This is a genomic window from Aquisalimonas lutea (genome assembly GCF_030409225.1).
Lineage (GTDB): Bacteria > Pseudomonadota > Gammaproteobacteria > Nitrococcales > Aquisalimonadaceae > Aquisalimonas > Aquisalimonas lutea.
In genome coordinates this window covers 457,641-483,954 of record NZ_JAUFPK010000004.1, presented here as the reverse complement: position 1 = coordinate 483,954, position 26,314 = coordinate 457,641, and the positions used below count along the sequence as shown (strand labels likewise).

Annotated in this window: 22 protein-coding genes; 13 read left to right on the top strand and 9 right to left on the bottom strand. The window is 68.9% G+C overall.

Annotated features, from left to right (window positions below):
* Window positions 1–12: 12 nt before the first annotated feature.
* Complete coding sequence (locus tag QWY84_RS13390) at window positions 13–1,011, bottom strand: LysR family transcriptional regulator (protein ID WP_290203213.1); 999 nt, start codon at window positions 1,009–1,011, stop codon at window positions 13–15.
* A gap of 528 nt (window positions 1,012–1,539) precedes the next feature.
* On the opposite strand from QWY84_RS13390, the gene aceA reads away from it, so the two are divergent.
* From aceA to clpA, 3 genes are all read left to right on the top strand, one after another.
* Window positions 1,540–2,817 (top strand): isocitrate lyase, encoded by a 1,278-nt coding sequence (gene aceA / locus QWY84_RS13385; RefSeq protein WP_290203212.1) that lies wholly within the window; start codon window positions 1,540–1,542, stop codon window positions 2,815–2,817.
* 386 nt (window positions 2,818–3,203) lie between these two features.
* Window positions 3,204–3,527, top strand: coding sequence for an ATP-dependent Clp protease adapter ClpS (gene clpS, locus QWY84_RS13380; RefSeq protein WP_290203211.1), 324 nt, complete (start codon window positions 3,204–3,206; stop codon window positions 3,525–3,527).
* Between the two features lie 85 nt (window positions 3,528–3,612).
* Complete coding sequence (clpA, locus tag QWY84_RS13375; RefSeq protein ID WP_290203210.1) at window positions 3,613–5,895, top strand: ATP-dependent Clp protease ATP-binding subunit ClpA; 2,283 nt, start codon at window positions 3,613–3,615, stop codon at window positions 5,893–5,895.
* A gap of 78 nt (window positions 5,896–5,973) precedes the next feature.
* Here clpA and infA read toward each other — a convergent pair whose 3' ends face one another.
* The 4 genes from infA to QWY84_RS13355 form a co-directional block, all read right to left on the bottom strand.
* Window positions 5,974–6,192, bottom strand: coding sequence for a translation initiation factor IF-1 (infA, locus tag QWY84_RS13370; protein WP_290203209.1), 219 nt, complete (start codon window positions 6,190–6,192; stop codon window positions 5,974–5,976).
* 131 nt (window positions 6,193–6,323) lie between these two features.
* The gene (locus QWY84_RS13365) at window positions 6,324–7,052 is read right to left on the bottom strand and encodes an arginyltransferase (RefSeq protein WP_290203208.1); all 729 of its coding nucleotides are present in this window, start codon (window positions 7,050–7,052) and stop codon (window positions 6,324–6,326) included.
* On the bottom strand, window positions 7,049–7,777 hold the full coding sequence (gene aat, locus QWY84_RS13360; protein ID WP_290203207.1) for a leucyl/phenylalanyl-tRNA--protein transferase: 729 nt from the start codon (window positions 7,775–7,777) through the stop codon (window positions 7,049–7,051). Before aat ends, QWY84_RS13365 begins: the two co-directional genes overlap by 4 nt.
* Before the next feature lie 32 nt (window positions 7,778–7,809).
* A complete protein-coding gene (locus tag QWY84_RS13355; RefSeq protein ID WP_290203206.1) occupies window positions 7,810–8,949 on the bottom strand; it encodes a GNAT family N-acetyltransferase in 1,140 nt (379 codons plus the stop codon).
* A gap of 275 nt (window positions 8,950–9,224) precedes the next feature.
* On the opposite strand from QWY84_RS13355, the gene QWY84_RS13350 reads away from it, so the two are divergent.
* The 4 genes from QWY84_RS13350 to serS all read left to right on the top strand — a co-directional run bounded on the left by QWY84_RS13350 (window position 9,225) and on the right by serS (window position 15,108).
* A complete protein-coding gene (locus tag QWY84_RS13350) occupies window positions 9,225–11,543 on the top strand; it encodes a DNA translocase FtsK (RefSeq protein ID WP_290203205.1) in 2,319 nt (772 codons plus the stop codon).
* A 90-nt stretch (window positions 11,544–11,633) separates the two neighbouring features.
* Complete coding sequence (gene lolA / locus QWY84_RS13345) at window positions 11,634–12,266, top strand: outer membrane lipoprotein periplasmic chaperone LolA (protein ID WP_290203204.1); 633 nt, start codon at window positions 11,634–11,636, stop codon at window positions 12,264–12,266.
* Between the two features lie 28 nt (window positions 12,267–12,294).
* On the top strand, window positions 12,295–13,569 hold the full coding sequence (locus QWY84_RS13340; RefSeq protein ID WP_353959896.1) for a replication-associated recombination protein A: 1,275 nt from the start codon (window positions 12,295–12,297) through the stop codon (window positions 13,567–13,569).
* A gap of 264 nt (window positions 13,570–13,833) precedes the next feature.
* A complete protein-coding gene (gene serS, locus QWY84_RS13335; RefSeq protein ID WP_290203202.1) occupies window positions 13,834–15,108 on the top strand; it encodes a serine--tRNA ligase in 1,275 nt (424 codons plus the stop codon).
* A gap of 12 nt (window positions 15,109–15,120) precedes the next feature.
* Here serS and cysB read toward each other — a convergent pair whose 3' ends face one another.
* Window positions 15,121–16,101 carry an HTH-type transcriptional regulator CysB gene (cysB, locus tag QWY84_RS13330; RefSeq protein ID WP_290203201.1) on the bottom strand — a complete coding sequence of 327 codons (981 nt, stop codon included), beginning with the start codon at window positions 16,099–16,101 and terminating at the stop codon, window positions 15,121–15,123.
* Between the two features lie 116 nt (window positions 16,102–16,217).
* Between cysB and cobA the strand changes: the two genes are divergently transcribed.
* Window positions 16,218–17,444, top strand: a complete 1,227-nt coding sequence (gene cobA, locus QWY84_RS13325) for a uroporphyrinogen-III C-methyltransferase (RefSeq protein ID WP_290203200.1) — start codon at window positions 16,218–16,220, stop codon at window positions 17,442–17,444.
* Between the two features lie 44 nt (window positions 17,445–17,488).
* Here the strand turns inward: cobA and QWY84_RS13320 are convergent, their stop codons facing one another.
* Window positions 17,489–18,160 carry a Bax inhibitor-1/YccA family protein gene (locus tag QWY84_RS13320; RefSeq protein ID WP_290203199.1) on the bottom strand — a complete coding sequence of 224 codons (672 nt, stop codon included), beginning with the start codon at window positions 18,158–18,160 and terminating at the stop codon, window positions 17,489–17,491.
* A 149-nt stretch (window positions 18,161–18,309) separates the two neighbouring features.
* The gene (locus QWY84_RS13315; RefSeq protein WP_290203198.1) at window positions 18,310–18,756 is read right to left on the bottom strand and encodes an Lrp/AsnC family transcriptional regulator; all 447 of its coding nucleotides are present in this window, start codon (window positions 18,754–18,756) and stop codon (window positions 18,310–18,312) included.
* A gap of 360 nt (window positions 18,757–19,116) precedes the next feature.
* On the opposite strand from QWY84_RS13315, the gene QWY84_RS13310 reads away from it, so the two are divergent.
* The 5 genes from QWY84_RS13310 to QWY84_RS13290 are packed head-to-tail and all read left to right on the top strand — an operon-like array spanning window position 19,117 to window position 24,580.
* A complete protein-coding gene (locus QWY84_RS13310) occupies window positions 19,117–20,232 on the top strand; it encodes a TRAP transporter substrate-binding protein (protein WP_290203197.1) in 1,116 nt (371 codons plus the stop codon).
* A gap of 24 nt (window positions 20,233–20,256) precedes the next feature.
* The gene (locus QWY84_RS13305) at window positions 20,257–20,805 is read left to right on the top strand and encodes a TRAP transporter small permease subunit (RefSeq protein WP_290203196.1); all 549 of its coding nucleotides are present in this window, start codon (window positions 20,257–20,259) and stop codon (window positions 20,803–20,805) included.
* Window positions 20,795–22,117, top strand: coding sequence for a TRAP transporter large permease (locus QWY84_RS13300; protein ID WP_290203195.1), 1,323 nt, complete (start codon window positions 20,795–20,797; stop codon window positions 22,115–22,117). The genes QWY84_RS13305 and QWY84_RS13300 overlap by 11 nt, the downstream gene beginning before the upstream one ends.
* Before the next feature lie 6 nt (window positions 22,118–22,123).
* Window positions 22,124–22,960 carry a sulfite exporter TauE/SafE family protein gene (locus QWY84_RS13295; RefSeq protein ID WP_290203194.1) on the top strand — a complete coding sequence of 279 codons (837 nt, stop codon included), beginning with the start codon at window positions 22,124–22,126 and terminating at the stop codon, window positions 22,958–22,960.
* A 27-nt stretch (window positions 22,961–22,987) separates the two neighbouring features.
* On the top strand, window positions 22,988–24,580 hold the full coding sequence (locus QWY84_RS13290) for a gamma-glutamyltransferase family protein (RefSeq protein WP_290203193.1): 1,593 nt from the start codon (window positions 22,988–22,990) through the stop codon (window positions 24,578–24,580).
* A 21-nt stretch (window positions 24,581–24,601) separates the two neighbouring features.
* On the opposite strand, the gene QWY84_RS13285 is transcribed toward QWY84_RS13290, so the two are convergent.
* Entirely contained in the window at window positions 24,602–26,281 is a 1,680-nt protein-coding gene (locus QWY84_RS13285) for an isovaleryl-CoA dehydrogenase (RefSeq protein ID WP_290203192.1), read from the bottom strand.
* Between the last annotated feature and the right edge of the window lie 33 nt (window positions 26,282–26,314).

Genomic DNA, 26,314 nt, shown 5'->3' with positions numbered 1-26,314 from the left:
GGCGGGCAGCAGTCAACCGGTTCCGGTATCGTTCTGCGACGGCACGAACACGCGGTTGTCCTCGCGCGCGCCGGCGGCGGTATCGGTGCCCGGGTCGTCGAAGAACCCGGGCTGCATGAGCTCGATGAAGCGCTTCGCCTGGGGCGATAGAAAGCGCCCCCGTCGCCACATGACCCCGTAGGTGCGCCGCGGGAAGATGCTCGGCAGGGACTTGACGACCAGGTCCTCGCGGCCGGTGATGCAGATATTGCTGGCGATGCCGATGCCGAAGCCGCGTTCCACGTACGCCTTCATGATCTCCCAGCCGCCCACCTCCAGGCGCACCTCGTAGGGGATGTTGTGCTGCTGGAGGACCAGGTTCACCAGGCGCCAGGTGGTGAGATGCCGCGGCGGCAGGATCAGCTCCTGGCTGGCGAGGTCGTCGAGCTCGATGCGCTCGCGCTCGGCCAGGCGGTGTCCCCGCGGCAGGATCAGCGAGGTGTCGAAGGAGTACACGGCCCGGTAGGCGACGTCGTCGGGCAGCTCCAGCATGGAGCCGATGCCGAAGTCGACCTCGTCGTTGCGCAGCGCGGCCAGCATGTCGCTGCCGACCACGTTGTGGAGCTTCACCGGGCTGTCCGGGTAGCGGTTCATGTACTCCTTCAGCAGGTCCGGAATCAGGTACAGCGTGCTCGACTCGCCGGCGGCGATATCCAGCCGCCCGGTCTGCAGCGTCTGGTGGCGCTCGGCGAAGCGCGAGGGCAGGGCATCGATGCCGTCCACCAGGGGCTGGGCCAGCTCGTACAGCGCCTTGCCGTCGGGGGTCAGCGTGATCCTGGGGCCGCGGCGCTCGAACAGGGTGATGTCCAGCTCCCGTTCCAGGGCCTGGATCTGCAGCGACACCGAGGGCTGGCTGAGATAGAGGCGCTCGGCGGCGCGGGAGATGCTGCCCGCCTGGGCCGTGTAGCAGAAGGCGCGCAGCTGCTTGACGCGGTTGTTCTTGTAGTAGAGCCGGCCCGAGGGATCCGTCATGCCGCTCTCCACGAGTATTGACCAAAGCTATATTCAAGATTGACCGTTGCAAGTTGTCAAATGATGCGCCGCCGCAATACAATGCAACCGCTTCAAGGGGAGCGAGTGGACAGCATCCGGCTCCGGCGGCGCCGCCAACCTGCTGCGCGACGGATCCGGAACCGACGAGCGGAACGCGTTCGGCCCCGCGGGTGGCAAAGCATCCCGCGATCCTGACTGTTCAACGACGATTGAGCGCACCGGCGCCCCCGCACCCGGGCGGAGCCGGTGCAGCCGCGGCACGCCGGCCGGGTGGAACACGCCCTGGCGGCCCGGCGACGGGCGATAAAGCGTCGACCCGCCGCCGTCGCGAGACCGGTCGGGCAACCCTGACCCGGGCCTCAAGAGGGCCTTTTCAGTCAAGCAGCGCGTATAGCAATACCAATGCGGGGCCGGCGCCCCGCGTCCGCGGCATTGCGGCCTGCGGAGCGCCGGCCCGGATGATTTCAGTACAGGGCGAATGATCGCCCGGATTCGGGAGGCAATTCCATGAGTAACGATCAGGCAGCGATCGATCGACTGAAAAAGGACTGGGCGGAGAATCCGCGCTGGAAGGGCGTGCAGCGGGGCTATACCGCCGAGGAGGTGGTGCGGCTCAGCGGGACCGTCAAGGTCGAGTACAGCCTTGCGCGGCAGGGCGCGGAGAAGCTCTGGCGGCTGATGCACGAGCTGCCCTATGTCAACGCCCTCGGCGCCATGACCGGCAACCAGGCGCTGCAGCAGGTCAAGGCCGGCCTGCAGGCGATCTATCTGTCCGGCTGGCAGGTCGCGGCGGATGCCAACGAAGCCCACACCATGTACCCGGACCAGTCCCTGTACCCGGTGAACTCCGTGCCGTCCGTGGTGGACCGGATCAACAACGCGCTGCTGCGCGCCGACGAGATCACCCACGCCGAAGGCGACAACAGCGTCGACTGGATGGCGCCCATCGTGGCCGATGCCGAGGCGGGCTTCGGCGGCGTGCTCAACGCCTTCGAGCTCATGAAGGCCATGATCCGCGCCGGCGCCGCGGGCGTGCACTTCGAGGACCAGCTCGCCGCGGTGAAGAAGTGCGGCCACATGGGCGGCAAGGTGCTGGTGCCCACCCAGGAGGCCATCCAGAAGCTGATCGCCGCACGGCTGGCGGCGGATACCATGGGGACGCCCACGATCCTGGTCGCCCGCACGGATTCCCTGGCGGCGGACCTGCTCACCAACGATGCCGACGAGCGGGACATGCCGTTCATCACCGGCGAGCGCACCGCCGAGGGCTTCTACCGGGTCAAGGCCGGCGAGGAGCAGGCCATCAACCGCGGGCTGTCCTACGCGCCCTACGCGGACCTCATCTGGTGCGAGACGGGGACGCCGGATCTCGGCTTCGCCAAGCGGTTCGCCGACGCGATCCATGACCAGTACCCGGACAAGATGCTGGCGTACAACTGCTCGCCGTCGTTCAACTGGGCCAAGAACCTGGACGACGCCACCATCGCCAAGTACCAGCGCGAGTTGGGTGCCATGGGCTACAAGTACCAGTTCATCACGCTGGCCGGATTCCACGCGCTCAACTACTCCATGTTCACCCTGGCCAAGGGCTACAAGGAGCGCCAGATGAGCGCCTACTCCGAGCTCCAGCAGGCCGAGTTCGCCAGCGAGAAGGACGGCTACACCGCGACGCGCCACCAGCGCGAAGTCGGTGCCGGCTACTTCGATTCCGTGACCACCACGATCCAGGGTGGCGAGTCCTCGGTGACCGCCATGACCGGTTCCACGGAAGAAGAGCAGTTCTAGGTCCTGCCCGCCCACAAGGCGGGTTACGCTGAGCGGATCGGGCCCGGCCGTCATCGACGGCCGGGCCTTTTTCGTCTGCGGGAGCCCGCCGGGCGGGTTGATTCCGGGCCGGCTGACCCTCATTGTTAAGGGAACGAGCGCGGTTCGCCTGCCTCTTCGTTACCTGATCGCGCCGCCCGCTGGAGCGGCGGCCTTCGATGCCGGAACGTGGCATTCCTTTCGGGAACCTTAGTAAAATGGGAGCTGAGGGTACGGGCGAGCCGTGCCCGGGCAGGTTGTCCCCGGAAGGCCCGGCAGCGTACCGCGTCCGCGGGGGTGGATCGCAGGGACGGCAGGGCCCGGGAACGGAACGGATCAACACGGCGACGATGCGAGACGGCAAGACCATGAATGACGAGCGTCGTGATCAACAGGGTGATGACGGGGTCTCGGTCGAGGAGGCGAAACCGCGCCTCAAGCAGCCGCCCATGTACCGGGTCGTGCTGCTCAACGACGACTACACGCCCATGGAGTTCGTGGTGGACGTCCTGGAGACATTCTTCAACATGGACCGCTCCCGGGCCACGCAGGTCATGCTGCAGGTGCATACCAAGGGCAGCGGGATCTGCGGCGTGTTCAGCCGGGACGTCGCCGAGACCAAGGTGGAGCAGGTCAATGACTACGCCCGGGAACACAGTCACCCGCTCCTGTGTACCATGGAGGAAGCCTGACGGGGCCCGGGGAACTCCGCGGGGCCGGCGCCAGTCCACAACAGCGAGCGCGCTTTCGCTTAGGCATCATGAGAGGTGAGTACCCATGCTGAGCAAAGAACTTGAGTTCACTCTGAATCTCGCGTTCAAGGAGGCGCGGGAAAAGCGGCATGAGTTCCTCACCGTCGAGCACCTGCTGCTGGCGCTCACGGACAACCCCACCGCGGTCAACGTATTGCGGGCCTGCGGTGCCAATCTCGAGGGGCTGAAGAAGGATCTGGAATCGTTCCTGGACGAGACCACGCCGCTGCTGCCGCCGAACGACTCCCGCGAGACACAGCCGACGCTGGGCTTCCAGCGGGTGCTGCAGCGGGCGATCCTGCACGTGCAGTCGGCGGGCATCAAGGAAGTCACCGGCGCCAACGTGCTGGTGGCGATCTTCAGCGAGCAGGAGTCCCAGTCCGTCTATTTCCTGCACAAGCAGAGCATTACGCGCCTGGACGTGGTCAACTACGTCTCCCACGGTATCTCCAAGGTCTCGGGGGACCAGGAGCACAGCAGCAACGACCCGGGCAGCTCCGAAGCCGAGGAAGAGGGCGCGGTGGAATCCGGCAGCAAGTCGCCTCTGGAGAGTTTTGCCACCAACCTCAACGAGAAGGCGCGCAGCGGGCGGATCGACCCGCTGATCGGCCGCCGGCAGGAGATCGACCGCACGGTGCAGGTACTGTGCCGCCGGCGCAAGAACAACCCCCTGTTCGTGGGCGAGGCCGGGGTCGGCAAGACCGCCATCGCCGAGGGGCTGGCGAAGCTCATCGTCGACGGGCAGGTGCCGGACGTGCTCAAGAAGAGCACCATCTATTCGCTGGACATGGGCGCGCTGGTGGCCGGCACCAAGTACCGTGGTGACTTCGAGAAGCGGCTCAAGGGCCTGCTCAAGCAGCTGGAGAAGACCCAGGGCGCGGTGCTGTTCATCGACGAGATCCACACGGTCATCGGCGCGGGCTCGGCCTCGGGCGGCGTCATGGACGCGAGCAACCTGCTCAAGCCCATGCTGGCCAGCGGTGAGCTCAAGTGCATCGGGTCGACGACCTACCAGGAGTACCGGGGCATCTTCGAGAAGGACCGCGCCCTGGCGCGCCGCTTCCAGAAGATCGACGTGACCGAGCCCACGGTGGAGGATACGTTCCGCATCCTGCGCGGGCTGAAGACGCGCTTCGAGGAGCATCACGGCGTGCGCTACAGCGACCGGGCGCTGCGCTCGGCCGCGGAGCTGTCCAGCAAGCACATGACCGACCGGAGGCTGCCGGACAAGGCCATCGACGTCATCGACGAGGCCGGTGCGCGGCTGCGGCTGATGCCGCCGTCCAAGCAGAAGAAGAGCATCGGTGTGCTGGATATCGAGCAGGTGGTCTCCAGCATGGCCCGCATCCCGCCGAAGCGGGTGTCGACCTCGGACATGAAGGTCCTGGAGACCCTGGAGCCGGACCTCAAGGCGGCCATCTTCGGCCAGGAGGAGGCCATCACGTCGCTGGCCTCGACCATCAAGATGTCCCGTGCCGGCCTGGCCTCCGGGGAGAAGCCCACGGGCTCATTCCTGTTCGCCGGGCCCACCGGGGTCGGCAAGACCGAGGTCACGCGGCAGCTGGCCCGGTTGCTGGGCGTGGAGCTGATCCGCTTCGACATGTCCGAGTACATGGAGCGGCACACGGTCTCGCGGCTGATCGGTGCGCCTCCGGGGTACGTGGGCTATGACCAGGGCGGACTGCTCACCGAGGAGGTGATCAAGCACCCGTATTCCGTGGTCCTGCTCGACGAGATCGAGAAGGCCCATCCGGACGTGTTCAACCTGCTCCTGCAGGTCATGGACCACGGCACGCTGACCGACAACAACGGCCGGCACGCGGACTTCCGCAATGTCATCCTGGTGATGACCACCAACGCCGGTGCCGAGGAGATGAGCCGCCGGTCCATCGGCTTCACGCCGCAGGACCACTCCACGGACGGCCTGGAGACGGTGCGCAAGTCGTTCACACCGGAGTTCCGCAACCGGCTGGATGCCATCATCCAGTTCCAGTCCCTGGACAACGACACCATCCGGCGGGTCGTGGACAAGTTCGTGGACGAGCTCGCGGCCCAGCTGGCCGAGAAGAACGTCACCCTGCGCGTGGACGAGACGGCGCGGGACTGGCTGGCCGAGCGGGGCTACGACCCGCAGATGGGCGCCCGGCCCATGAGCCGCCTGATCCAGGACCGGATCCGCAAGCCCCTGGCGGAGGAGCTGCTGTTCGGCCGGCTGTCCGGGGGCGGCGAGGTCATTATCCGGGCCGACGGCGAGGAGCTGGACTTCGACTTCGAAGGCGCCGGGGACCGCGAGACCGTGACCGACTGACGCCGCCGCTGGGCGCCCTCCACGGGGGCGCCCAGCGGCTCGCTGCGCTGCGGCGGAAACAGGCGGAAGGTCGAGGGACTAACGGGCGCGGTAGGTGATCCGCCCCTTGCTGAGATCGTAGGGAGTGAGCTCCACGGTCACCGTGTCGCCGGTGAGAATGCGGATGTAGTGCTTGCGCATCTTGCCGGAAATGTGGGCCGTTACCACGTGCCCGTTCTCCAGCTCGACGCGGAACATGGTGTTCGGCAGGGTGTCGATGACGCGCCCCTGCATCTTGATGTGATCATCTTTCGCCATGCAGTTATGCTCTCCTTCAGGATTCGGTTGCTCTGTGGCAGCGGGTAGCTTACCCGGTTCGGGTGTCCGTGTATGGGGGTGACCGATCGAATCTGCAAGGATACCACCCAGGCCCTGCAGGCAGGCGTGCGTCACTCCGGGGTCTGCGTCAGCGGCTGCCAGTCGCCGTCGCGGTAGACCTCGCAGGGCCGGAAGTCGGCCTTGTAGCGCATGCTGGAACACTCCGCGATCCAGTATCCCAGGTACAGATAGTCAAGGCCCCACCGCCGAGCCGCATCAATCTGCCACAAAATGGCGTAGGTACCAAGGCCGCGACGTTTCGCCTCGGGGTCGAAGAAGGTGTACACGGCGGACAGCCCGTCGGCCACCCGGTCGATGACGGCCACGGCCAGCAGCTCCGACCCCAGGCGCCATTCCACGAAGCGCGTATCGGACCACGGGGCGGCCAGGAACTCCATGTAGCTGTCCGGGTCGTGGTCATCCATGCCTCCGCCCGGGTGACGTGCCTGCAGGTAGCGCCGGTACAGGGCGAAGTGCTCCTCGTGATACCGCGGCGGCAGGATGCGTACGGTCAGGTCGGTGTTGTGCCGCCAGCAGCGGCGCTGCCGCCGACGGGGCGCGAAGTCGTGCACGGGAATCCGCAGGGACTGGCACGCCGTGCAGGCCGGGCACCCCGGCGTGTAGACATACGGGCCGCTGCGCCGCATGCCGCGCCGGATCAGCTGACTGTAGTCGTCGTTGTGCAGGGGCGTGTGGGGATCGACGAACAGGGTCCGCGCGGTGCGCTCCGGCAGGTAGGCGCACTCGTGGGTGCCGGTGGCGAAGAGCCAGAGACGCCGTGCCTCGCTTGCCTGGTTCATGCCGAAGGCTCCAGTGGTGAAAAATCGGCATCGAACTGCCAGGGGCCGGCGAGATCAGCGGCCTGCAGGGCCGCATCGAGATCGGCGAGAAAGCGGCTGCGCGGGCGCTCCTCGGCACCCATGCCCTGTAGGTGCGGCGACAGGATCTGGCAGTCAAGAAAGTGGAACCCCCACCGCTGGAGCTGGCGGGTGAGGTAGACCAGGGCGATCTTGGAGGCGTCCGGCTCACGGCTGAACATCGACTCGCCGAAAAAGGCCCGCCCCAGGGAGACGCCGTACAGGCCGCCCACGAGCCGGAAGTGATGCCGGATCTCCACCGAGTGCGCGAGCCCGCGGTCGTGCAGGTGGCAGTAGGCGTCGTGCATGTCCTTGGTGATCCAGGTGCCGGCCTCGCGCCCGCGAGGGGCGGCGCACGCGGTGATGACGTCCTCGAACGCCGTGTCCATGGTGACGTGGAAGCCGCTGTTGCGGATCCGCTTGCGCAGGCTGCGGGGCACCCGGAGCGACGCCGGAAACAGGACCCCGCGGGGGTCGGGGGACCACCAGAGGACGGGCTGGTCCTCCTCGTACCACGGGAAGATGCCGCGCCGGTAGGCGGCAAGCAGCCGCCGCTCCGACAGCGTACCGCCGATGGCGACCAGGCCGTTGGGCTGCGTCAGCGCCTGTTCCGGCGGTGGAAAGAGGGTTTCATCGCGGTCGTCCAGCCAGTGAATCCGGCGTTGCATGCCTCGTTACCTCGGAGCGCGCTGGACGCGCTTCATGGATCCGTCTTGTAGGGGCTGTGGCGCCCCATGTCCTGAATATAGCGTTCCACCATGGGCGTTTCCCGCCCCAGGAAATCGGCGATCGCGGCGCGGAAGCGGCCGTCGGCGATCCAGTGGCGGGAGTGGGTCGCCGTGGGCAGGAAACCCCGGCTGATCTTGTGCTCGCCCTGGGCACCGGGTTCGAATCGCTGGATTCCCTGATCGATACAGTACGCGATGCCCTGGTAGTAGCAGGTCTCGAAATGCAGGCCCGGGATGGCCTCGAAGCTGCCCCAGTAGCGGCCGAATAGCGCATCGCCGCTGCGGAACAGCAGCGCGCCGGCGATGAGCGCCCCTTGCCTGCGTGCCTGCACCATGATGACGCGATCGCCGAGGGTTCGCCCGCAATGGCTGAAGAACCCGGGTGTCAGCACGGGCAGATTACCATGTTCCTCAAAGGTTTGTGTGTAGAGCTGGTGAAAGACGCGCCAGTCCTCCGCGGGGATGCTCTGGCCCGGGCGGACATGAAGCTCGACGCCGGCGTCGCGGACCTGCCGGCGCTCGCGGCGGATGCTCTTGCGCCGCTTCGACGTCAGCCGGTCGAGGAAATCCTCGAAGTCGCGGTAGCCGGGATCGTTGTGCCAGTGGAACTGGCACCCCGTCCGGCACAGCAGGTCCTCCGCGGCCAGGGCCTCGGCCTCCTCCGGCTCGGGGAACAGCCAGTGGGCCGAGGACAGCCCCTGGCGCGCGACCAGCTCCCTGGAGGCGGCCACCGCGGCGGCGATCGCCCGGGTCCGGGCAACATCGGGGCGCACGAGGACGCGGGGCCCGGTCGCGGGCGTATAGGGCACCGCGTGGACGAGCTTGGGGTAGTAGGCGAGGCCGTTGCGCTCGTAGGCATCCGCCCAGGCCCAGTCGAATACGAACTCCCCCCAGGAATGGCCCTTGAGGTAGCCCGGCATGGCGGCGGCGATGCCCCGGTCATCCCGGAATACCAGGTGATAGGGCTGCCAGCCGAGCTCCGGGCTGACGCAGCCTTCGGCCTCCAGGCCGGCGAGGAACTCGTGACGCAGGAACGGATTGTCCGTCTCGGGCAGGGCGTTCCATTCCGCGGGGGAGAGGGTGTTCAGGTCGGTGACCACGGCTGCGTCCATGCGGGGATGGTAGGGCGCGCCGGGAGCCGGTGTCGAGCGCAGCGGTCGGCGGATGGCGACAGGCAGTCAGGCCCGCCGTGATCCGGTACACTGTGCAGCGGAGTCGCAGGGCAGGGAAGAACGACGGCACAGGACGGCGGACCCGTTGCAAACCTTTTCTGATATAGTAAGTTGTCGTCGACATTTCATGTCGTACGTGATCATTTGAACCCCGGGCGACCATGCCGTTCGCCGGTCGTCGTCATGGATGCACATAACAGGCAGGCCGATTCGCCGTGGCAGGTTCCGGTTCCTCACAAGAGAGCAAGCTTCCTTCACCGCTGGGTCATCACGTAGGCCGGGGCCTGCGGGAGGCGTCGCTGTTCCTGCTGCTGGCGGTGGCCATCTACATGGTGGTCGCGCTGGTGACCTATCACCCCAACGATCCGGGCTGGAGCTTCAGCGGCAGCGGCGGTCCGGTGGACAACGCCGGCGGCGTGGTCGGGGCCTGGCTCGCCGACCTGTTCCTGTATCTGTTCGGCTATCTGGCCTTCCTGTTCCCGGTGATGATCGCGTTCTCCGGCTGGCTGGCCTGGCGCTGGCAGCGGCGCGACGGTGCCTTTCACTGGGGCGTGTTCGGCCTGCGCTTTGTCGGCTTCGTTTTCACGCTCGCCTCCGGGGCCGGCCTGGCCACGCTGCACGTGGAGGCGGTCCCCCAGACCGTGCCGCTGCACTCCGGCGGCATCCTGGGCGACGTCATCGGCACGGCCCTGGAGCCTGCGTTCAGCTTCCTGGGGGCGACGCTGCTGCTGCTGGCGGTGTTCCTGGCCAGCGTCACGCTGTTCACGGGCCTGTCGTGGCTCAGCCTCATGGACCTGATCGGGCAGCTGTGCCTGGCGGCCGGGCGCGCCGCCGGGCGCGCGGTAACCTGGGTCCGGGATGGCTGGGCGGGACGCCGGGCGCGCAAGGCGCGCCGGGCGGTGGTCACCCGGGAGAAGGAGAAGAACAGGACGCGCAAGACGCCGCAGATCGAGCCCAGCAAGCCCGCGCCCAAGCCCGGCAAGAAGGCGGACCGGGAAAAGCAGATGCCGCTGTTCCATGCCGAGCCCACCGGCGACGGGCTGCCGCCGGTGTCGCTGCTGGATCAGCCGCCGGAGCACAAGGGCGGCTACTCCAAGGAGTCCCTGGAGGCCATGTCCCGCCAGCTGGAGAAGAAGCTGGCCGACTTCGGCGTCGAGGTGGAGGTGGTCGCCGTCCACCCCGGGCCGGTGATCACGCGCTTCGAGGCGCAGCCGGCGGCGGGTGTGAAAGTCAGCCAGATCAGTAACCTGGCCAAGGATCTTGCCCGGGCGCTGTCGGTGGTCAGCGTGCGGGTGGTGGAGGTCATCCCCGGCAAGTCCGTGGTGGGCCTGGAGATCCCCAACGAGCACCGCCAGGTGATCGCGTTCAGCGAGATCGTGCGCGCGGAGGTCTGGGAGAAGGCGCAGTCGCCCCTGTCCATGGCGCTGGGCAAGGACATCGGCGGCGAGCCGGTGGTGGTGGATCTGGGCAAGATGCCGCACCTGCTGGTGGCCGGCACCACCGGCTCCGGCAAGTCGGTGGGCGTCAACGGCATGATCCTGAGCCTGCTGTACAAGAACCGGCCGGAAGACGTGCGGCTGATCATGGTGGATCCGAAGATGCTGGAGCTGTCCATCTATGACGGCATCCCGCATCTGCTGGCGCCGGTGGTCACGGACATGAAGGAGGCGGCCAACGCGCTGCGCTGGTGCGTAGGCGAGATGGAGCGCCGCTACCGCCTGATGGCGGCCCTCGGGGTACGCAACATCACCGGCTACAACCGCAAGGTCCGGGAAGCCGCGGACAACGGCGAGCCGTTGCGCGACCCGCTGTGGAAAGCGCCCGAGGAGGACCCGCAGGCCGAAGCGCCGGAGCTGGAGCCGCTGCCGTTCATCGTCGTGGTGGTGGACGAGTTCGCCGACATGATGATGATGGTGGGCAAGAAGGTCGAGGAGCTCATCGCGCGCCTTGCCCAGAAGGCGCGCGCGGCCGGGCTGCACCTGATCCTGGCCACGCAGCGCCCGTCCGTGGACGTGATCACCGGGCTGATCAAGGCCAATATCCCCACGCGCATGGCGTTCCAGGTCTCCTCCCGGGTGGACTCCCGCACCATCCTGGACCAGATGGGCGCCGAGGCCCTGCTGGGCCATGGCGACATGCTCTACCTGGCTTCCGGCAGCAGCATGCCCACCCGCGTCCACGGCGCGTTCGTCTCCGACAACGATGTCCATCGCGTGGTCAATCACCTGCGCTCGCTGGGCGAGCCCGAGTATGTGGACGGGATCCTGGAGGAGACCTCCGGCACCACGCCGATCCCGGGCGTGCCCGGCGAGGACGGCGGCGGCGACGGCGAGCAGGATCCGCTCTACGATCAGGCCGTCCAGGTGGTCACGGAGACCCGCCGGGCTTCCATCTCGGGGGTTCAGCGGCGCCTCAAAATCGGCTACAACCGGGCGGCGCGCCTGGTGGAAGAAATGGAGAACAGCGGCGTCGTCGGGCCGCTGCAGTCCAACGGCGCCCGGGAAGTGCTGGCTCCGCCGCCGCCCCGTGACTGAGCCGTCCCGGAACCCCCGCGCGCCGGGGAGGTCGACTGCGAAGGAGCGGTCGTTGCCGCCCGCCCCGTTACCGAATCCCTGGGAGAGACCATGATCCGGACTGTTCTGCTCGCCTGCGTATTCCTTCTCGTGCCCGCCGCGGCCGTCCCGGGCGAGGCAACCCCCCGCGCCGCCCTCGAGCGGTACTTCGCCGAAGTCGAGACCGTCGAGGGCCGCTTTACCCAGGTGGTGCGCGACGAGGACGGCCAGGTCCTGGAGGAGAGCCGGGGAACCCTGGCCATTCAGCGCCCGGACCGCTTCGACTGGTTCTACCGGGAGCCCTTCGAGCAGCGCATCGTGGCCGACGGCGAGTACCTGTGGATTCATGATCCGGGCCTGCAGCAGGTGACGGTGCAGCCGCTGGAGGAAACCCTGGGAACCGGGGCGGCCCTGCTGCTCAGCGGTCGCCTGGATACCCTGGAGGAGCAGTTCCGCATGGACACGGACGGCGACTGGCTGGTTCTGACACCGCGGGACGAAGGCTGGAATCTCACCGAGGCGCGGCTGCGCATGGGCGACGGCCTGCCCGAGGAGATCGTCGTGCGCGACGGGCTCGGCCAGGAGACCCGCCTGACGCTGCGTGACCTGCGTACGGGGGTCGAGTTCGCGGCGGACCGGTTCCGTTTCGAGCCGGACGCGGATACGGATGTAATCGAGCAGAACGGAGCGGACCTTGACCGCTGACGCCCCGGTACGCCCCCTGGCCGACCGCATGCGGCCCCGGTCACTGGACGAGTTCGCGGGCCAGGAGCACCTGCTGGCCCCGGGCAAGGCGCTGCGGCGCAGCGTCGAGGCCGGGCACCCGCACTCCATGGTGCTCTGGGGCCCGCCCGGTACGGGCAAGACCACGCTGGCCCGGCTGATTGCCGATGCCAGCGGCGCGCGCTTCATCACGCTGTCGGCGGTGATGAGCGGCGTCAAGGACATCCGCGCGGCGGTGGACGAGGCCCGCACGCTGCGCGAGCAGGGCCGGCCCACGGTGCTGTTCGTGGACGAGGCGCACCGGTTCAACAAGGGCCAGCAGGACGCCTTCCTGCCGTTCGTCGAGGACGGCACCCTGGTGTTCATCGGCGCGACCACCGAGAACCCGTCCTTCGAGCTCAACAACGCGCTGCTCTCGCGGGTGCGCACCTATGTCCTGCGCGCGCTGACGGCCGACGCCCTGCGCGCGCTGCTGCAATCGGCGCTCACCGATCCGGAGCGCGGCCTGGGCGACCGGCAGCTGCGGCTGGAGCCGGATGCCCTGGAGCAGCTCGTGGATCTCGCCGACGGTGATGCCCGGCGCGGGCTGACCCTGCTGGAGATCGCCGCCGACCTGGCGGATTCCGGCGTCATCGACCGCGCCGTGCTGCAGGAGGCCTCCGCGGCCGGCCTGCGCCGCTTCGACAAGGGCGGCGATGCGTTCTACGACCAGATCTCCGCGCTGCACAAGGCGGTGCGCGGCTCCGACCCCAATGCCGCGTTGTACTGGTACTGCCGCATGCTCGACGGCGGCTGCGATCCCCTGTACGTGGCGCGGCGGGTGGTGCGCATGGCCTCGGAGGACATCGGCAACGCCGAGCCGCGGAGCCTGCAGATGGCCCTGAACGCCTGGGATGCCCAGGAGCGGCTGGGTAGCCCCGAAGGCGAGCTGGCCATCGCCCACGCCATCGTGTACCTGGCCAGCGTGCCCAAGAGCAACGCCGTCTACAGCGCCTTCAACCAGGCCATGGAGGCGGCGCGGGAGCACGGCTCCCTGGAGGTTCCCCTGCACTTGCGCAATGCCGCCAGCCGCCTGATGAAGGAGCTCGGCTACGGCGAGGAGTACCGCTACGCCCACGACGAGCCCGACGGCTACGCAGCGGGCGAGGACTACTTCCCGGAGGCCATGGCGCCGCAGCGCTTCTACCAGCCCCTGTCCCGTGGCCTGGAGGACAGGATCCGGGACCGCATGGAGCGGCTGCGGCAGAAGGATGCGGAGTCCCGGTGGCGCAGGAGGAAGAAATGATTGCGCGGTAGGAGCGACTTCAGTCGCGACTTTCCAGAGACCCGATTCACAGCCAGGTCGGGGCTGAAGCCGCTCCTACAACCTCTCGCCGGACCCGGGGCCTTTTGTGGGAGGGGCTTCAGCCCCGACGGTGGCCGGAAATAACGCTCTGCAACGGTCGTGGCTCACGCCGCTCCTACGGTGGGTTCTCCCCGCCTACGCATTCCCGGCCCGTCCCGGTACAATGCGCACCCCTGAAGGCACAGCACGAGGATCGGACCGGACATGCTGGATCCCCGCGAACTCCGCAATGACCCCGAGGGCGTGGCCGTCGCGCTGGCGCGCCGGGGCTACACCCTGGATGTCGAGCGCTACCGCCGGCTGGAGGAGCAGCGGCGCGAGCTGCAGATGCGCGTGCAGGAGCTGCAGAACGAGCGCAACCGCAGCTCCAGGTCCATCGGCCAGGCCAAGGCCCGGGGCGAGGACATCCAGCCGCTGCTCGACCAGGTCTCCGATCTCGGCACGCGCCTGGATGCGGCGCAGGACGAGCTGAGCGCCGTCCAGGCGGAGCTCGACGCGCTGCACATGGACATGCCCAACATCCCCCAGGAGGACGTGCCGGAGGGCGAGGACGAGGACGCCAACCGGGAGATCCGCCGCTGGGGGGAGCCGCCGCGGTTCGATTTCCGCGCCCGCGATCACGTCGACCTCGGCGTCCCGGACGGCCTGCTGGACTTCGAGACCGCGGCGGCCATCACCGGCTCCCGCTTCGCGGTCATGCGCGGGATGGTGGCGCGGCTGCACCGGGCGCTGATCCAGTTCATGCTGGACCGCCAGGGGGAACGGGGCTACGAGGAGGTCAACGTCCCCTACATCGTGAATGCGGATGCCCTGCGCGGCACCGGGCAGCTGCCCAAGTTCGGCGACGACCTGTTCGCCCTGGCCGGCGAGCAGGATTACTACCTCATCCCCACCGCCGAGGTGCCGGTAACCAACCTGGTGCGGGAACGGATCATCGAGGCGGAGCAGCTGCCACTGCGGTTCGTCTGCCACAGCCCCTGCTTCCGGGCCGAGGCGGGCAACTACGGCAAGGACACCCGCGGCATGATCCGCCAGCACCAGTTCGAGAAGGTGGAGCTGGTGCAGATCGTGCCGCCCGCTGACTCCAACGCTGCGCTGGAGCAGCTCACCGCGGACGCCGAGGCCATCCTCCGGGCCCTGGAGCTGCCGTATCGCGTCGTGCTCCTGTGCGGCGGCGACATGGGGTTCTCCGCGGCGCGCACCTACGATCTCGAGGTCTGGCTGCCGGGACAGGAGCGCTACCGGGAGATCTCCTCCTGCAGCAACTTCGAGGCCTTCCAGGCCCGGCGCATGCAGGCGCGCTGGCGCAATCCGGAAACGGGCAAGCCGGAGCCGGTGCACAGCCTCAACGGCTCGGGCCTGGCGGTGGGGCGCTGCCTGGTCGCCATCCTGGAGAACTACCAGGAGGCGGACGGGCGCGTGCGCACCCCGGAGGCGCTGCGCCCCTACCTGGGCGGCAGGGACTGGATCATCGGCTGACGGCGCGGGCCGTCAATGCTCGGCGAGAACCGGCGCCAGCTCCCGGAACAGGGCATCGCGCTCCTCCTGGGTGCGCACGGCCATGGCCCGGTCGACGACCTCCCTGGTGAGGTGCGGGGCGAACAGGCGGATGAACTCGTACATGTAGCTGCGCAAGTACGTGCCGCGACGGAAGCCGATGTTCGTGACGCTGGACTCGAACAGGTGGCCGGCGGGGATGGCCTTCAGGCCGGTGTCGCGGTCGGGCTCGTAGGCCATGCTCGCCACGATGCCGACGCCCAGCCCCAGGCGGACGTAGGTCTTGATGACCTCGGAGTCGGTGGCCGTGAACACCACGGTGGGTTCCAGGCCGTGCTGGCGGTAGGCCTTGTCGAGCTTGGAGCGCCCGGTGAAGCCGAACACGTACGTGACCAGCGGATACTCGGAGAGGGTCTCCAGGGTCAGCGGATCCTCGTCCAGCAGGGGATGGTCATCCGGGACGATGACGCTGCGGTTCCACCGGTAGCAGGGCATCATGACCAGGTCCTCGAACAGATCGATGGCCTCGGTGGCGATGGCGAAGTCCACGCCGCCGTGGGCCGCCAGCTCGGCGATCTGCATGGGCGTGCCCTGGTGCATGTGCAGGCTGACGTTCGGGTAGCGCTCCCGGAACGCCGTGACCACCGGGGGCAGGGCATGGCGCGCCTGGGTGTGCGTGGTGGCGATGGACAGGCTGCCGCGGGCCTCGTCCAGGTGCTCGTCGGCGATGGCGCGGATGTTGTCCACGTCGCCGAGCACGCGCAGGGCGGCCTGGAGGATCTCCTTGCCTGCCGGCGTGACCTGGGTCAGGTGCTTGCCGCTGCGCTCGAAGATCTGGACGCCGAGCTCGTCCTCCAGCATCCGGATCTGCTTGCTGACCCCCGGCTGGGAGGTATAGAGCGCCTCGGCCGCCGCCGAGACATTGAGATCGCGGCGGGCGACCTCGCAGATGTAGCGTAGCTGGTTCAGCTTCATGGAGCGCACCGTTGCTTATAACGACGTAGCATATAAGTAAAGGAAACGCGTCTTTTTGTAAATATTCATCAACCCCTACGCTCACTCGGCAGAAGCCGTGACGGAGGTTCAACGGAATGGCAGACACCATGGTCCTGCGCCTGGATCGGGTCGGACGCCGGGTGCTGGTCCTGGGCGATCACCCCGAGGCGGCGCGGCTGCTGGAGGCGCTGGACGTCCCGCAGGAGGCACTGGCCGGCTGGGGGCAGCCCCTGCCGGCCGGCGTCGAAGCTGTCGCCGCGGACCCGGACCTGGAGACGGCCGTGCGTGACAGTGCTCTCCTGGTCGTCCTGGACCCGGACGCAGCGGACGCGGAGGCAGCCCTGCGCCACGCCCGGCGGCACCGGGTACCGGCCTGGGTGCCGGAGCAGCCGGAACGCGGTGACGCCGTGCCCGCAGCGGACCCGGGCCGGGGCGTCGGCCGCAGGTCGGCCGCGGGTGTGGATGACCCGGAGCTCCAGGAACCGGAAGGGCAGGTCGACCTGCCCGTGGCCCGGGCGCGGGGCGTGGGCAGCGTGAGCCTGGTGGGCGCCGGGCCGGGGGCGGCGGATCTCATCACCCTGCGGGGCCTGCGGGCCCTGGAAAGCGCCGACGTGCTCATCTACGACCGCCTGGTCGCCGCATCGTTGCTGGACCATGTCCCGGTCCACTGCGAGCGCATCTTCGTCGGCAAGCAGCGCCGCGACCATCCGGTTCCCCAGGGCCAGATCAACGAGCTCCTGCTGCGCCACGCCGGCGCCGGACGGCGCGTCGTCCGGCTCAAGGGCGGCGACCCGTTCATCTTCGGCCGAGGAGGCGAGGAGATCGAGCACCTCATGGACGCGGGCATTCCGTTCCGCGTCATCCCGGGAATTACCGCGGCCAGCGGCTGCGCCGCCTATGCCGGCATCCCGCTGACCCACCGCGACCATGCCCAGTCCTGCGCCTTCGTGACCGGCCACCGCAAGGACGGCGTGCTGGACGTGGACTTCCGCGGCCTGGTGCGGGACGGGCAGACGCTGGTGTTCTACATGGGGCTGCACAGCCTTCCGGATATCCGCCGGGGCCTGATCGCGGAGGGCATGCGCCCGGACATGCCGGCGGCGCTGATCCAGCAGGGCACGACCCGGGCGCAGGCGGTGCTGGTGGACGCGCTGGAGACGTTGCCGGAGAAGGTGGATCAGGCGCGCATCCAGGCGCCGACACTGCTGATCGTCGGCGAGGTGGTGCGTCTTCGCCAGCGGCTGGGCTGGTTCCGCGGCACGGGCGAGGCAATGGCCTGGGCGCCGCGGGAGGCGGGCGAGGGGACGTCACCGCCGGAATGAGCCGGCGGCCCCGTCGTGAGGCCGCCGGAACCCCGGTGTGCCGCCTACTCGTTGCCGCTGAAGGCCATGAGCAGGTGCAGCAGGCTGGTGAACAGGTTGTAGATGGCGATGTACAGGCCCACCGTGGCCATGATGTAGTTGGTCTCGCCGCCGTGGACCAGCGCGCTGGTCTGGTAGAGGATGAACGCGGACATGAGCAGCACGAACAGGGCGCTCACGCCCAGCATCATGCCCGGCAGCTGGAAGACCATCGCCCCCAGGCCGGCGAGAAAGCCCACCAGGATGCCCGCGAACAGGAAGCCCCCCATGAAGGAGAAATCCTTGCGCGTGGTCAGGGCGTAGGCCGACAGGCCCAGGAAGATGGCGGCGGTGCCGCCGAAGGCCGTGAGCACGATCTGCGGCCCGTTGCTCACCGCCGTCAGGTAGTAGCCGATGATCGGTCCCAGGGTGAAGCCCATGAAGCCGGTCAGCGCGAACACCGACGCCAGGCCCCAGACGCTGTTGCGCAGGTAGTTGGTCAGGAACAGCAGGCCGAAGTAGCCGCCGAGCACGAGCAGCCAGTGCATGGGCGGCGCATTGGTGATCATGGCCACGCCCGCCATCACCGCGCTGAACGCCAGCGTCAGGGAAAGCAGGGTGTAGGTGTTGCGGATGACCTTGTTGGTCTCGATACTCCGCGCACCCGCGGAACTGATGACACGCTCCTGGCTCGTCATTTACCTTGCGCCTCCTTCGATGATGAATGCGCCGGGCGACCGCGTCCGGCGAAGTGCCCTCAGTCTAGCGTCTACAGGCGTGCAGGGCGAACCCTTTCGCCACTTGAGAGTGCGCGCGCACGCGGAAGTTCCGGGGCGGCGCCGGCGTGTCACAGCCGCGGCCCGCCGCGCCGGTTCTTGATACGCCGCAGCAGCATCTTGCAGTCGATGCCGAGGATGCCGTCCCGGGAGAAGAAGTGCTCGCGCACGAAAGCATCCAGATGGGCCTCGGTGTCGGTCAGGGTATGAATGTGCAGGCTCTGCAGGTCGCTCATGAGATAGAGGCTGACCACCTCGGGGGTCCCGGCGAGCTCCTCGCAGCAGGCGTCGATGTGCGAGGGGCTGACGCGGACGTCCAGGAACGCCGAGACGCTGCGCCCCAGCTTGGCGGGATCGACCACCGCGGTGAACTTCTCGATGATCCCTTCATCCACCAGGTGCCGCACCCGCTCGCGGGCATAGGCCCGCGAAATGCCCACCCGCCGGCCGATCTCGGCGAACGACAGGCGGCTGTCGTCCACCAGTAGCTTCAGGATCGCCTCGTCCACGTTCTCCATCGCCTGCCTCCCGGTGTATCGCCATGGGGCGGTCCGTCCGAAACGGTGCCTGCCCGTCTTCCGGTGGCAGACCCGGGCAATTGCGAGCAAGAACGCTGCCAGGACAGGTGTCATCGCCTGACAAACGGCATCGTACGGCCTTGCGGGGGACCGGATGTAAGCCGGCGGGGTCGCGGCAGCGCACCGGGACGGTGCGCGCCGCACCGTCATCGGCCGTCCGCGGATACGCCTGGCGGGGAACGTACCATCCTGTTCCGGCGGTATTTTTTCGGCTGCAGCGCGATCTGGCACGGCGATTGCGCAGGGACGGGTGCAAACGCCGCACACCGCGGCGAGGCAACCAACAGCGAGGTAGACCCCATGTCCATGAAGCGTCGCGATTTCCTGAAAACGGGCGCCGGAGCCGCCGGCGGGGCCATTGTCGGTGCCCCGGCCCTTCTCAAGGCGCAGTCGGACCGAACCTTCACGTGGCGGATGACCAACGCGTATCCGCCCGAGTCGCCGTTCTATGTTACCGGGCCGGGGAGCCCCGAGGACTTCTGCCGCAAGGTCGCGGCGATGTCCGGCGGCCGGCTGCAGATCGAGCACTTCGCCGCCGGCGAGCTGGTGCCGGCGATGGAGGGCTTTGATGCCGTGACTTCCGGGACGGTGGAGATGAACGCCGCCAACGCCTACTTCTGGACCGGGCAGGCACCGGCCGCCCAGTACTTCACCACGGTGCCCTTCGGCATGAACTTCCAGGGGCAGAACGCCTGGATCTACCACGGCGGCGGGCTGGAGCTCTGGCACGAGCTCTACGCCGGCTTCAACGCGGTGCCGTTCCCCATGGGCAATACTGGCGTCCAGATGACCGGCTGGTTCCGCGAGCCCATCGAGTCCGTCGCCGACCTGGACGGCCTGAACATGCGGATCCCGGGACTGGCGGCCGACGTCTATTCCCGGCTGGGCGTCAACACCCAGGTCCTGCCCGGCGGCGAGATCTTCCCGGCGCTGGAACGCGGCGTCATCGACGCCGCGGAGTTCGTGGGCCCTTACCAGGACCGGCGGCTGGGCCTCCACCAGGCGGCCAAGTACTACTACACCACCGGCTGGGCCGAGCCGAACAACGTCACCGAGCTTCTCATCAACAAGGACGCCTGGGAGTCGCTGCCCGAGGACCTGCAGGCCATCGTCCGTACCGCCGCCATGGCCTGCAATCTCGAGAGCCATACCTGGTGCGAGGCCAACAACTCCGACGCCCTCACGGACCTGGTGGACAATCACGGCGTCATCGCCGACACGCTGCCCGGGCCGGTGGTCGAGCGGCTGCAGGAGGCCACGTTCGACGTCCTGTCGGACTTCGCCAGCCAGGACGAGCAGGCGCGGCGGATCCACGAGGCCTTCTTCGCGTTCCGGAAGAAGCATGCCTCGTGGGCGGCGCTGAGCGAGGGTCCGGTCCAGCGGCTCGTCAACGGGTCGCTGAGCGCCTCCATCTGAACGGTGCGAACAAGGGGAGAGCCCATGCTGACGGCGGTGGAACGCGGGGCGGACCGGCTGCTGGAGCTGGCCGGCTGGGGTGCCAAGATCAGTGCCATGGCCATCGTTGTCGTGGTGACCACCAACGTGGCCCTGCGCTACGGACTCAGCATGGGCACGGTCGCCATGCAGGAGCTCCAGTGGCACCTGGTCCCGCCCATCGCCATGCTGGGCATGGCCTATGGCCTCCACAACGGCGAGCACGTGCGCGTGGACGTGTTCTACGAGCGCATGCCGCGGCGGCTGCAGGGAATCATCGAGCTCGTCACCTGCGTCCTGACCGTCGCCATTGCGCTGTACCTGGCCAGCCTGGCGGTGCCCTTCGTCGAGCGCTCGTTCAGCCTCGGCGAGGGCTCGGCCAACCCCAGCGGGCTGCCGTACCGCTACGTGCTCAAGGCATTCCTGCCGGTCGGCTTCGCGCTCCTGGCCGTCCAGGGCGCCGCCGGCGCCGTCCGGGCCGTGCGGGAGCTGCGCGATCCGCGCAGCTGCGTCCGCGGCCCGCACCGTGACGGAGCGCCTTCCCATGGCGAATGAAGTCCTTGCGGTCCTGATGCTGGCCGGGTTCATGGGCATGATCTTCATCGGCATCCCGGTCGGCATCGCCCTGGCCACCTCCGGTCTGGTGTTCGGCTACCTGGGCCTGGGGGACGTGTTGTTCGGCCTGCTGCCCTCGCGGGTCTACGGGGTGGTGACCAACTACACCCTCATGGCCATTCCGCTGTTCGTGTTCATGGGGGTGATGCTGGAGAAGTCCCGCATCGCCGACGAGATGCTGGAGACCCTCGGCCACGCCATGGGCGGGCTGCGCGGCGGCATGGGCATCGCCATCGTGCTGGTCGGGGTGCTGATGGGCGCGGCTACCGGGATCGTCGGCGCCACCGTCGTCACCGTGGGCCTGCTGACACTGCCCGTGCTGATGCGCCGCGGCTACAGCAAGTCCCTGGCGTGCGGGACCATCTGCGCCTCGGGCACGCTGGGCCAGATCCTGCCACCGAGCCTGGTCCTGCTCCTGCTGGCGGACATTCTCGGCGAGTCCGTGGGCAGCCTGTTCGCCGCCGCCATGCTGCCGGGCCTGGCGCTCGCCGGCGTCTACGCCCTCTATCTCATCGGCCTGGGATGGTGGCAACCCGAGGTCGCCCCCGCGATTCCCCGGCAAGAGCGGGACGCCCTGGCCGGGAGGGATCTGTGGCGGCGGGTGGTGCGCTCCGTGGTGCCGACCCTGGGCCTGGTGTTCGCCGTGCTCGGCTCCATCATCGGCGGCATCGCCGCACCGACGGAGGCCGCCTCTATGGGGGCGGCCGGCAGCCTGGTCATTGCGGTGATCAGCCGGCGCTTCAGCCTCGGGGTTCTCAACGACACCCTGGGCGGCACCGTGCGCATTACGGCCATGGTGTTCTTCATCCTCATCTGCGCCCAGCCGTTCGCCCTGGCGTTTCGCGGGCTCGGCGGCGAGGGCCTGGTGGAGGGGCTGTTCGCGATGATCCCCGGCGGGCTCACGGCGGAGCTGCTGTTCCTGATGCTGCTGCTGTTCGTGCTCGGCTTCTTCCTGGAGTGGATCGAGATCTCCTACATCGCCCTGCCCATGTTCCTGCCCCTGTTCCAGCAGGCCGGCGTCGACATGGTCTGGCTGGGCATTCTCGTGGCCATGAACCTGCAGGCGTCGTTCCTGACGCCGCCCTTCGGCTGGGCGCTGTTCTTCCTCAAGGGGGTCGCCCCGCCGGGCATTACGACACGGGATATCTACGTCGGGGTGATACCATTCATCGCCCTGCAGGCGGTTGCGCTGGGTCTGCTGTTCCTGTTTCCGGGCATGGCCACCTGGCTGCCCGAGACCATCGGCTGGTAGCACGCAATGGAGCTCTTCTCGACACACGATCCGGCCTGGCTGGCCGGTCTCGCGGCGGCGCTGGGCCTGACGGGCCTGGTGGCCGGAATCATGGCCGGGCTGCTCGGCGTCGGCGGCGGCATCGTCATCGTGCCGGTGCTCTACCACATGTTCACGCTGCTGGGGCTGGACGAAGCCGTGCGCATGCACCTGGCGGTGGGGACGTCGCTGGCGACGATCATTCCCACATCGCTGCGCTCGGCGCGGGCGCACTACGCCCGGGGCGGGCTGGACCCGGACCTGTTGCGCTCGCTGGCCCCCTCGGTGTTCGCCGGGGCCGTCCTCGGCGGCCTCGGCGGCAGCCTGGTGGACGGCGCCGTGCTGGGCGCCATCTTCGGCATCGTGGCGCTGCTGGTCGCGGTCAACATGGCGCTGCCCAGCCAGCGCAGCGCGCTGGCCGCGTCCCTGCCCGCCGGGCCGGCACGGGGGCTGATCGGCGCGGTGATCGGCGGGCTGTCGACCCTCATGGGCATCGGCGGCGGGACGCTCAGCGTGCCGGTGCTGTCGCTGTTCAACTATCCGATCCACCGGGCCGTGGGCACGGCATCGGCGCTGGGGCTGATCATCAGCGTGCCGGGGACCGCCGGATTCGTGTGGTCCGGCCTCGGGGTGGCGGGGCGTCTGCCTGGAAGCATCGGCTATGTCAATCTCATCGGCTTTGCGCTGATCGTGCCCCTGACCCTGCTGGCGGCACCCATCGGCGCCCGCATCGCGCACAGCGTCAACCCCGCGCGCCTGCGCCAGGCATTCGCACTGTTCCTCGCCGTGACCTCGGTGCGCATGCTGCTGGATGTCCTGTACTGATCGCGGCCATCAAGGAGAACCGGATCCATGCTGCAAACACCCCGGGCCCGTAACGGCATGGTCGTGGCCCCGCACTTTCTCGCCGCCGAGGCGGGCCGTGACGTGCTGCGCGACGGCGGCAGCGCCGTCGAGGCGATGGTCGCGGCCGCTGCCGCCATCGCGGTGGTCTACCCGCACATGAACGCCATCGGCGGCGACGGCTTCTGGCTGATCGGCAACGACGGCGCCGCGCCGCTGGGCATCGATGCCTGCGGGCCGACTGCGGCTGCTGCCGACCGGGCGTTCTACGATGCGCGGGGGCACGCGTCGGCAATACCCGCACGGGGTCCCCATGCCGCCCTCACGGTTCCCGGCACCGTGGCCGGCTGGCAGCGGGCCCTGGCATCACCGGGGTCCGGAGCCGGCCGGCTGCCGCTGGCACGGCTGCTCGAGCCGGCCATTCGGCACGCCCGCGACGGCGTGCCCGCCAGCACGGGACTGGCCCGGCTCGCCGCGGACAAGCGCGGCGAGCTGGAGGACGTACCCGGCTTCGCCGACACCTTTCTCGCCGGCGGCGCGCCGCCGGAGACAGGCGCCGTGTTCCGCCAGCCGCGCCTGGCGGACACCCTGGAGCAGCTCGCCCGGGCGGGTCTCGACGATTTCTACCGCGGCGAGATCGCGGCGGCGCTCGCCGACGATCTGGCGGCGATGGACAGTCCGGTGGACCGCGGCGATCTGGCCGGTTTCGACGCCATGACCGTGGATCCCCTGGGCCTGGACCTCGGTGGCGGCCGGGTCTACAACATGCCGCCGCCGACCCAGGGGCTGGCCTCGCTGCTGATCCTGGGCATCTTCGAGCGCCTGGGCGTCGAGCGGGCGGAGGGCTTCGCTCACGTCCACGGCCTGGTCGAGGCGACCAAGCAGGCGTTCCAGGTCCGTGACCGCTATGTGACCGATCCCGCCTTCATGGACCGGGATCCGTGCGGGTTCCTCGACGCCGCGTTTCTGGACGGGGCGGCGGCCCGCATCTCCGCGGAGCGGGCGCTGCCCTGGCCGCAGGCCGGCGCTCCGGGAGATACCGTCTGGCTGGGCGCCATGGACCGGGACGGCCGCAGCGTGAGCTTCATCCAGAGCATCTACTGGGAGTTCGGGGCGGGAGTGGTGTCGCCGGCGACCGGCGTGCTCATGCAGAACCGCGGCATGAGCTTCTCCCTGGACCCGGCGGGGCGCCAGGCGCTGCAGCCGGGCCGTCGGCCGTTCCACACGCTGAACCCCGCCATGGCCCGGCTGAACGACGGGCGAACGCTGGTCTACGGCACCATGGGCGGCGAGGGCCAGCCGCAGACCCAGGCGGCGGTATTCTCGCGCCACGTCCTGTTCGGCCAGGCGCTGCAGGACGCGGTGACCGCCCCGCGCTGGCTGCTGGGACGCACCTGGGGCAGCACCAGCACCAGCCTCAAGTTCGAGTCCCGGTTCGAGCCGGCACTCATCGAGGCCATGGCCGCGGCGGGGCACGATGTGGAGGTCCTGGGCCCGTTCGAGGATGCCATGGGGCACGCCGGCGCCATCAGCCGGCGGGCCGACGGTGTCTTCGAGGGCGCCGCCGACCCGCGCAGCGACGGGCAGGTCGCGGCCCTGTAGCCGGGGCCGCTGGCAGCCGGATCACGCCTCCGGCATGGCCCGGTTCACCAGGGTGTCCACGTCGGCGGCGGCCGAGAGCCCGCCGTACAGGAGAGTCCGTTCCGGGCCGAGCCGTGCGGTGCAGAAGGCGTCGGCCACGGCGTCGCTGCCGCCGCGCACCAGCAGGCCGCCCTGCAGCGCCAGGGTCAGGTCCTCCACCAGCAGGCGGGCCTCCAGGGGCAGCTCGGCGTCGCCGTCCAGGCGCCGGCGGATCCGCTCCACCGCCGCATCCAGGTGGCGGTTGGCGCCGCGGCTGCGCTCCAGCTCCGCGAACACGGCATCCACCGTCTCGGGGCTCTTCTGCATGGCGCGCAGGACATCCAGGCACTGGACGTTGCCGGAGCCCTCCCAGATGGCGTTGACCGGAGCCTCCCGGTAAAGCCGCGGCAGCACGTGCTCCTCCACGTAGCCCGCGCCGCCGAGGCACTCCTGGGACTCGGTGATGTGGCCGGCGGCCCGCTTGCAGATCCAGTACTTGCCGAGCGCCGTGGCAATCCGGGCGAAGGCCCGCTCCCGGGGGTCGTCCGGTGCCCGGTCCAGGGCCGAGGCCACCCGGAACGTCAGGGCGACGGCGCCCTCGACCTCCAGCGCCAGGTCGGCCAGCACGTTGCGCATCAGCGGCTGCTCCAGGAGCAGCCCGCCGAAGGCGGAGCGCCCGGCGCAATGGTGCACGGCATGGGCAAGGCCGTGGCGCATGAGGCTGGTGGAGCCGATCATGCAGTCCAGCCGGGTCTGGGCGACCATGTCGATGATGGTGGGCACGCCGCGGCCTTCCTCGCCGACCATGACCGCGTAGGCGTTCTCGAACTCCACCTCGCTGGAGGCGTTGGAGCGGTTGCCCAGCTTATCCTTGAGGCGCTGGATGCGGATGGCATTGACCGTGCCGTCGGGCCGCCACCGGGGCAGCAGGAAGCAGCTCAGCCCGCCCCGGGACTGGGCGAGCACGAGAAAGGCGTCGGACATGGGCGCGGAGAAGAACCACTTGTGGCCGACGAGCTCGTAGTCGCGGCCCGGGCCCTCGGCCCCGAGCGCCAGCGCGCTGGTGGTGTTGGCGCGAACGTCGGAGCCTCCCTGCTTCTCGGTCATGCCCATGCCCAGGGTGACGCCGGTCTTCTGCTCCGGCGGCAGGAAGCGCCCGTCGTACCGGTTGCTCAGGATGCGCGGTTCCCAGATCCGGGCGAGCTCCGGCTGATGGCGCAGGGCGGGGATGCCCGCGTGGGTCATGGTGACCGGGCACATGGTCCCGGATTCCGCCTGGTTGTGCAGGTACATCAGCGCACTGCGCACCACCTGGCTGCCGGGGCCGGGCTGACGCCACGACAGGGCGTGGATCTCGGCGCCGAGGGCGGCCTCCATGAGCTGGTGATACGCGGGGTGGAACCGGACCTGGTCGATGCGATGGCCGTAGCGATCGTGGCTGCGCAGCTCCGGCGGGTTGCGGTTGGCATCGAAGCCCGCTTCCCAGAGCTCGCCGCCGGCGCGATCACCGTAGGCCGCAAGGCGATCTTCTCCCCAGCTGCCGCCCTCGCGCTGAACCGCCTCGCGCAGGACCTGGTCGGTGAGATACAGGTTGCGACCCTCGAACGGGGTCGGCTGGTTTACCACCGTATGGGTCGTCCAGCCGGTGGATTCGGGCACCGTATGGGTTGGCTCGGTCGCCATGATCGCCTCCCGGGGATAATCCCCTGTGGGTGT